The 5,456-nt window shown below is 63.7% G+C and carries 3 protein-coding genes and 1 pseudogene; 1 reads left to right on the top strand and 3 read right to left on the bottom strand.

All coding sequences use genetic code 11. The features are described 5' to 3' along the window. Positions 1 to 143: 143 nt before the first annotated feature. Entirely contained in the window at positions 144 to 380 is a 237-nt protein-coding gene (locus tag E5W87_RS24365) for a Trm112 family protein (RefSeq protein WP_292403324.1), read from the top strand. Positions 381 to 446: 66 nt separating this feature from the next. Here E5W87_RS24365 and E5W87_RS24360 read toward each other — a convergent pair whose 3' ends face one another. From E5W87_RS24360 to E5W87_RS24350, 3 genes and pseudogenes are all read right to left on the bottom strand, one after another. Further along, entirely contained in the window at positions 447 to 3,734 is a 3,288-nt protein-coding gene (locus tag E5W87_RS24360) for an error-prone DNA polymerase (RefSeq protein WP_292403321.1), read from the bottom strand. Then, a complete protein-coding gene (locus tag E5W87_RS24355) occupies positions 3,731 to 5,212 on the bottom strand; it encodes a DUF6504 family protein (RefSeq protein ID WP_292403318.1) in 1,482 nt (493 codons plus the stop codon). The genes E5W87_RS24360 and E5W87_RS24355 overlap by 4 nt, the downstream gene beginning before the upstream one ends. Continuing rightward, a pseudogene (locus tag E5W87_RS24350) lies at positions 5,154 to 5,456 on the bottom strand (hypothetical protein); the annotation flags it as partial. The pseudogene E5W87_RS24350 and the gene E5W87_RS24355, both read right to left, overlap by 59 nt.

Here is a 5,456-nt window from a genome sequence, read left to right as displayed (position 1 = left end):
GTTGAGGGGTGCTGGACGGAGTGCGGTGGGTGCCAAGCTGGAGCACCCCTCATCCGACCGAGATTTCGCTCGGCCACCTTCCTCCCACAAGGGGAGAAGGAAGAGCCGCGCGAAGCTTAAATGCTGGCGAGAGGACAGAGCAAGTGGTGGATGGGCGTGACGGAAAGAAGGCCAATGTCGATCCCAAGCTGCTGGAATTGCTTGCCTGCCCGCTGACCAAGGGCCCGCTTACCTGGGATCCGGAGCGCGGCGAGCTCATCTCGAGGGTCGCACGGCTTGCCTATCCGGTGCGTGACGGCATCCCGATCATGCTGCCTTCGGAGGCGCGCGTGATTCCCTTCGAAGACGGATTGCCGCCGCGCCTGGGCGGACCGTCCTGAACTGTAGTGATCTTTTGCTGTCCCGCCGACATTTCGCAAGATTGTGCGCCGCCGCACCGGTATCCTCTATTGAAAATTGCGCCCCTTGGGCATGACCCTTTCCGCCTTCCCCGATAGCGCCGCGATATCCTGCCGGTCGTTTTGCACGACAGGTACATCGGGCTTCTCCTCCAAAAGCACGGACAGCCAGGGCGTCAGATCCTCGACCTTTTCGGCGACGATATGGATGACGTTCGATTCCGACTGCAGTTTGCCGGTGACACGAACGAACCGCGCCCCCATGACAATGGGTCGGTAGCGATTGAAGGTTCTTTCCCAAAAAATGATGTTGGCGACGGCCTGCTCGTCTTCCAGCGTCAGGAAAATCGCTTTGCCAGTGCCTGGGCGCTGCCGCACGAGCACCAGGCCGGCGACGGAGACCCGCCTGCCATCCGGCACGAAGGGGAGGCGCGCATTGGACGTGACGCCGGAACGATCCAGCCGCTGGCGCAGAAAGGCAAGCGGATGCGCCTTCAGCGACAGGCCGAGCGAACGGTAGTCATGGACGACATGCTCGCCGAGCGGCATTGTGGGGAGCCTGGTTTCGGGCTCGAGGTCGCGCAAGCGGATCGCCGGCCGGTCGAACAGCGGCAAAGTCTCGGCGGCACTCTTGCCGTCGAGCGCGCGGACCGCCCACAATGCGTCGCGGCGGTCGAGGCCGAGCGAACGGAACGCATCTGCTTGCGCCAGCTTCTCGATCTCGTCGACATAGAGGCCTGAGCGCAGCCAGACATCGCGAACGGTTTCGTAGCCGTCGCCGCGTCTGGCGACAAACACCTCCATGCGCTCCTTCGACAGGCCCTTGACCTGACGGAAACCCAGCCGGACGGCATGGTTGGTCCGGATGACGCTGCGCATCGCGCCATGACGTTCGAGGATCCGGGCCGGATCGAAAGGCTCCTCCTCCAGCGCGCAATCCCAACCGGAAAAATTGACGTCGACCTCGCGGATTTTGACGCCATGGTCGCGCGCGTCGCGGACAAGCTGAGCCGGCTGATAAAACCCCATCGGTTGCGAATTCAGGATCGCGGCGCAGAACACGTCGGGATAGAAGGTCTTGAACCAGCAAGAGGCATAGACCAGCAGGGCGAAGGAGGCGGCATGGCTTTCGGGAAAGCCGTATTCGCCGAACCCCTCGATCTGCTTGAAGCAGCGCTCGGCGAAGTCTTTCTCGTAACCCCTCTTCATCATGCCATCGACCATCCGCTTGCGATAATTGCCGATCGTGCCGGTGCGCTTGAAGGTGGCCATGGCGCGGCGCAATTCATCGGCTTCGCCCGGCCTGAAGCCGCCGGCGACGATGGCGATCTTCATCGCCTGTTCCTGAAACAGCGGCACACCCAGCGTCCTGCCGAGTATCTCTTCCAGTTCCGGCCTGGGATATTCGGGTTTTTCCTTGCCCTGCCGGCGGCGCAGGTAGGGGTGGACCATGTCGCCCTGGATCGGGCCGGGCCGCACGATCGCCACCTCGATGACGAGGTCATAAAAGGTGCGCGGCTTGAGGCGCGGCAGCATCGACATCTGGGCGCGCGATTCGATCTGGAAGACGCCGATCGTGTCGGCGCGGCAGATCATGTCGTAGACGTGCCTGTCCTCTGCCGGGAGAGTGGCCAACACATAGGGTTGGCCATAGTCATCCCTCTCATCAGGATAATAATCCCTAAGCAGCTTGAAAGCGCGCTGCAGGCAGGTCAGCATGCCGAGCGCCAGCACGTCGACCTTGAGGATTTTTACCGCGTCGAGATCGTCCTTGTCCCACTCGACCATCTTGCGCTCGTCCATCGCCGTCTTGATGATGGGCACGATCTCGTCGAGCCGGTCCCTGGTGATGACGAAGCCGCCGACATGCTGCGACAGATGACGGGGAAAGCCCATGATCTCGTTGGCGCATTCGATCACATGCCTTGTCGATGGATCGGTCTGGTCGAGGCCGCCGGCCCTGGTCTCCTTTTCGCCGAGCTCCGAGGTCGACCAACCCCAGATCGAGCTGGACAACGCGCTCCTGACATCGTCCGACAGGCCCATCGCCTTGGCCACTTCGCGCATCGCCGACCGGCCCCGATAGCTGACGACGGCGGCGGCAAGCGCAGTGCGCTTGGCGCTGTATTTGGAATAGATGTACTGGATGACCTCTTCGCGCTTTTCATGCTCGAAATCGACATCGATGTCGGGCGGCTCGTTTCTTTCCTCGGAAATGAAGCGCTCGAAAAGCGAGTCGATCCGCTCGGGGCCCACTTCGGTGATGCCGATGCAATAGCAGACCACCGAGTTGGCCGCGGAGCCGCGTCCTTGGCAGAGTATGTCCTGGCTGCGGGCGAATTTGACGATGTCATAGACAGTCAGAAAATAGCGCGCGTAGTTCAGGCGCTCGATCAAGGCGAGCTCTTCGCGGATCCGCTTCGTCACATCGGCGGGAACACCTGAGGGATACCGTAACGCCGCTCCCTCTCGAGCCAGCCTTTCCAGTTCGTCCTGTGGCCCGAGGCCCGATTCCGTCGGCTCGTCGGGATAGTTGTATTGGAGGTCACTGAGAGAGAAGCTCAATTCGCCGGCAAAGCGCAGCGTTTCCGCCAGTGCTTGCGGATGCCTGCGGAAAAGCCGCGCCATCTCCATTGGCGGCTTCAAATGGCGTTCGGCATTGGCCGCCAGTTCCAGCCCCGCTTCGGCAACAGGCACGTTGAGGCGGATCGCCGTCAGCACGTCCTGCAATCGGCGCCGTTCGGACGTATGGTAGAGAACCTCGTTGGTCGCCATCAGCGGAATGCCTGATACCTCAGCCATGGAGGCTGCCTGCTCGATGCGGAAGCGGTCGTTGCCGTGATAATCCGGCGAAACGGCAAGCCGCAAAGCCTTGCCGAAGCGGTCTTTGAGCCGGCCAAGCAGCCTGAGATCATCTTGCGCCGGCGCCGACAGAGCCGGCAGGACCGCCAGCGACATGATATCGCCCCATTCGAGAAGGTCGTCGCGAAAGAGAAGCGGTGCGCCCTTTTCGCTTTCGTCGCGCATATTGGCTTGCGTCAGCATGCGGCACAGATGGCCCCAGCCCTTGCGGTCCTGCGGATAGGCGAGGACATCAGGCGTGCCGTCGCAAAAAACCAGGCGGCAGCCGGGATGATAGGAAAGGCCTTCCACCTTGGCCTGCTGCCAGGCGCGCACGACGCCGGCCACCGTGTTGCGGTCGGCAAGCCCGATCGACGAGAATCCCAAAAACTTTGCCGCGACCACCAGTTCCTCCGGCTTCGAGGCGCCGCGCAGGAACGAGAAATTCGATTGGATGCCGAATTCGGCATAGGGAACCGCCGTCAGCGCGTTCATGCGAAGACCCCATGCATGAACCAGCGCGGCGGGACTTGAGAGGCGCCGTAGAGGCCCTGACGGTAGAGCCAGTAACGGCGGCCATCGCTATCCTCGATGCGAAAATAATCCCGGGTCGGCGCGTCTTCCTGCCCCGACGCCTCCCGCCACCATTCAGGGGCGATGCGTTCCGGCCCTTCGGCGCGCGTGACCCGGTACAGCGCGCGCCGCCAGCGGAAGTTCATGGGCGGGCCCTCAGGCATTTCGGTGACCGGCACCTCGATCGGTTCAGGCGAACGGAACAGCCGGATCGGCCGTTCCGGCCGGAAGACAGGCTTGGATGAAGTGTCTTGTATCTTGCCCGGCTTCTTCGGCGGAGAGACCCTTTGCGGCGCCTCCGCGAAGGGAAGCGTGGCGACGGCGCGCTCGGGCAGATGACTTTCGACGGCAACCGGTTTCAAAACCGCGCTTTCGCCGAGCCGGGCGCGGATGCGGTCGGCGAAAAGGGCGATGTCGGCGCCGTCATCGCGCGTCTCGCCGGCGAGATCCGCCTGCTGCATGTCGAAGGCCGCGGCCGACAGGACTGAGAGGCGTACCAGATCGAAGCCATAGCCGGCATCGATGTCCTGTTCGAGCGCGGCTAGCCTTTCGTGGAACAATTTCTGGATCAGCAGCGGCTCGCGCAACGGCCGCGAGGTGCCGACGGCGATACGGCTTACGGCGCCGTCGACGCGGAAAAGCAGCAGCGCCAGCCTTCTTGCGCCCTCGCCGCGGCGCTCGAGATCCGCCTTCAAAGTCGTCGCCAGCATTTTCACCAGCCGCTCTATTTCGTCGGTCAGCACGATAGGCTCCGAGAGGTGGCGTTCGACCGAAAGCGGCGCGACCGGCAGGCGCGGCGACACCGCTTCCTCGAGGCGGCCGAGCGCCTGGTCGAGGCGCAAAAGCAGGGATACGCCGAAGCGGCGGGCGAGCGGCGCGCGCGGTGCTGTCATGACGGCCCCCGCCGTGCGCAGACCGACGCTTTCCAGGCTGGCGCGGATATCAGGCTCGATGCGCAGCGCCGCCAGCGGCAAGGGTGCGAGAAGCGCCTCCTCCTCGCCGCAAGGGACGATGCGGTCACTGGAAAACCGTGCTGCCGCCCAGGCAGCACCTGGTGTGGCGGCAAGGCCGGCGCGGACATCAAAACCTTGATGGAAAAAGCGCGACAGGATGTCGTCCAGCATTGACCGTTCGCCGCCGAAAAGGTGGGTGCAGCCGGTGACGTCGAGGAACAGGCCATCGGTTGCGTCGAGCGCCACCAGCGGGGTGTAGCGGTCGCACCAGTCGGCAAGGCTTTCGAGCAGGCGGCGGTCGGCCTCGGGATCGGCTTCCACCACGTCGATCGACGGATGCATGGCGCGCGCGTCGGCTATGCCCATGCCGCGCTTCAGGTGAAGCGCCTCAGCCCGCTCGTCGAGGGCGGCGATGCGCTGCGCGTTCCCCTGGCGATGGCTGATCACCAGGGGCAGGTGATCCGACGGCCGGGAACGCCAGGACCGCCCCAGACGCTGCCGCAGGATCCTTTCCGCGGCGAGATGCGGGAACCACAGGGACAGAATTCGCTGCCCTTCTTTCCTCGAAACTGCGTTCATCGGGATTCCACTCCAGTGTGAATTGTCCTGGCAAGGCCGTGCGGCTTTTGCCGATGCTGACGGTGAAGGCGGGGCGGCCGATCGAGCCGGCGAGCGGCCCGGCGATCGTCTC

The organism is Mesorhizobium sp. (assembly GCF_004962925.1).
GTDB lineage: Bacteria > Pseudomonadota > Alphaproteobacteria > Rhizobiales > Rhizobiaceae > Mesorhizobium.
The sequence above is the reverse complement of the archived record's forward strand: the minus strand, read 5'-3'. Positions and strand labels throughout refer to the sequence as shown.

What these genes read in the sequence shown, in the direction of transcription:
- E5W87_RS24360 (WP_292403321.1), bottom strand. Translation starts at nt 3,734, where the DNA reads ATGAACGCGCTGACGGCGGTTCCCTATGCCGAATTCGGCATCCAATCG.